Origin of the sequence: Eudoraea sp., from assembly GCF_049665975.1 — a bacterium.
Lineage (GTDB): Bacteria > Bacteroidota > Bacteroidia > Flavobacteriales > Flavobacteriaceae > Eudoraea.
Map to the genome: position 1 here is coordinate 1 of NZ_JBATGR010000310.1, position 1,816 is coordinate 1,816.

2 protein-coding genes are annotated in these 1,816 nt (G+C 36.1%); both read left to right on the forward strand.

Annotated elements, in window-relative coordinates:
- Positions 1-149 (forward strand): BBE domain-containing protein (locus WBN20_RS11065; protein ID WP_424281714.1); only part of this gene is annotated, 149 nt, incomplete at its 5' end.
- Between the two features lie 494 nt (positions 150-643).
- Positions 644-1,708 (forward strand): uroporphyrinogen decarboxylase family protein, encoded by a 1,065-nt coding sequence (locus WBN20_RS11070; RefSeq protein WP_424281713.1) that lies wholly within the window; start codon positions 644-646, stop codon positions 1,706-1,708.
- Positions 1,709-1,816 lie beyond the last annotated feature (108 nt).

Consider the following 1,816-nt stretch of genomic DNA (forward strand, 5'->3'; position numbering starts at 1 on the left):
GGGCATATTCCAACTTTATGATGGAAGAGGGGCAGGAAAGAGTTCAGGCTAGTTATAAGCACAACTACGATCGTTTAACCGAAATTAAAAAAACATATGATCCAAACAATTTCTTTAGGGTAAACCAAAATATAAAACCCAAAGAATAAAACACGTATTTAAAAATTTTTGGTTTAGGAAATAAGCCTGTTAACAATGAATTGAAGACTAATAGGGGAAGATGAAGTACTGCTACTTCACTTCCCCATTTTTGATTTATAATCTCAATATTCTGGTAAACAATAAATTCGAATTCGGCAGGTAGTGTAACTGGATTAGCTTTTAATGCTACTTACAAAAGTTACCTCTCTTTCTATATTCTTTTGAATCAGCTTTTTTGTTTTGAAGTGACCAAAACATATATGGCCAGACTTCCAATTGACACGTTCTAATCTTTGAACATTTAGCACTATATTTATTGAGAGATTATAATCAAATCTATAAGTATAGAAGAATCAAACCATCCTCAAAAAAATTGTAAATTCCATTTTGAGCAGATCTTCTATTTTCACACCCTTGAAAAAGGACAGATGAATTATGATTATCTCTCCTTTGAACTTAAAAAGCCAACTCACAATTAGTCAAAATTTTAAAATTCTGATTTATGGAGATACAAACAATTAAAAGAAGGAAATTTCTAAAATCCATGGGGCTAATCTCCGCAGGTACATATGCCGCTGGAATAGGTGCTTTTAGCCTTGGTTCCTGTCAGTCTGCACCTGTCCTTAATAAAAGGGAAGCCGTTTTAAATCTGTTGACATCAACCGGAAAGCAGGACTATATCCCAAGTGGTTTTTTCGTTCACTTTGGCGAAGGGTATCAATGGGGTGATGCCGCAGTTGCAAGACATTTGGAATATTTTAAAGCAATTGATATGGATTTTATCAAAATCCAGTATGAAGCGCTGTTTCCGGCAATCGATACCATAAAAAAACCTGAAGACTGGGCTAATATGCCCTTTTACGGGAAAGACTATTACGAAAAACAGCTTTATGTGGTTAAGGAACTTGTAAAACAAGGTAAAAAGTTAGCTCCTGTCATTGCCACTTTCTATTCTCCTTTTATGTGCGCTGGTCACAGTGTTACAAGCCAATTGGTTACTGAACATTTAAAACAAGATCCGGAGAGTGTTAAAAAGGGCCTTGAAATTATCACTGACAGTGTAATGATATTTTTAAAAGAATGCAAAAAACTCGGTGTCGATGGATTTTTAGCACCTACCCAGGGCAATGAAGCCTTTAGGTTTCAGGATCCCAATATATTTCTGGATTATATAAAACCTACTGATATGGTGGTTCAGAATGAAATAAATGATGGCTGTATCTGCAATGTTTTACATATTTGTGATTATGAAGGGCCCTATGATGATGTGAGTCCGTTTGTGGATTATCCGGGTCACATTGTAAATTTGAGTGATGTAATAGCCGGTAAAAGAGTTCCCTTAAAGGAATTGTATACTATGTTTGGTGAGCGACCTATAATGGGTGGATTGGAGAAAAGAGGACCCATTCTTACAGGAACGGACCAAGAGATTAAACAACGGGTTACTGTGGTTCTTAATGATGCCCCTGATCGTTTCATACTCGGAGCAGAATGCGCTCTATTGGGCGAAGTAGACTGGAATAAGGTACGTACTGCCGTTGATACCGGGCATGGAATTTCCGAATAGGAGTCACAAGTTTTACGAAATGCTAATTTTAGAAATAGGTTGAAAATGGCCAAAAAAATAGTTTATCACAAATGAAATACACTGCAAATAAAGATCGGTACACAAAAA

Excerpts from the sequence above, each read along its gene's own strand:
- WBN20_RS11070 (WP_424281713.1), top strand. The coding sequence starts at position 644 with ATGGAGATACAAACAATTAAAAGAAGGAAATTTCTAAAATCCATGGGG.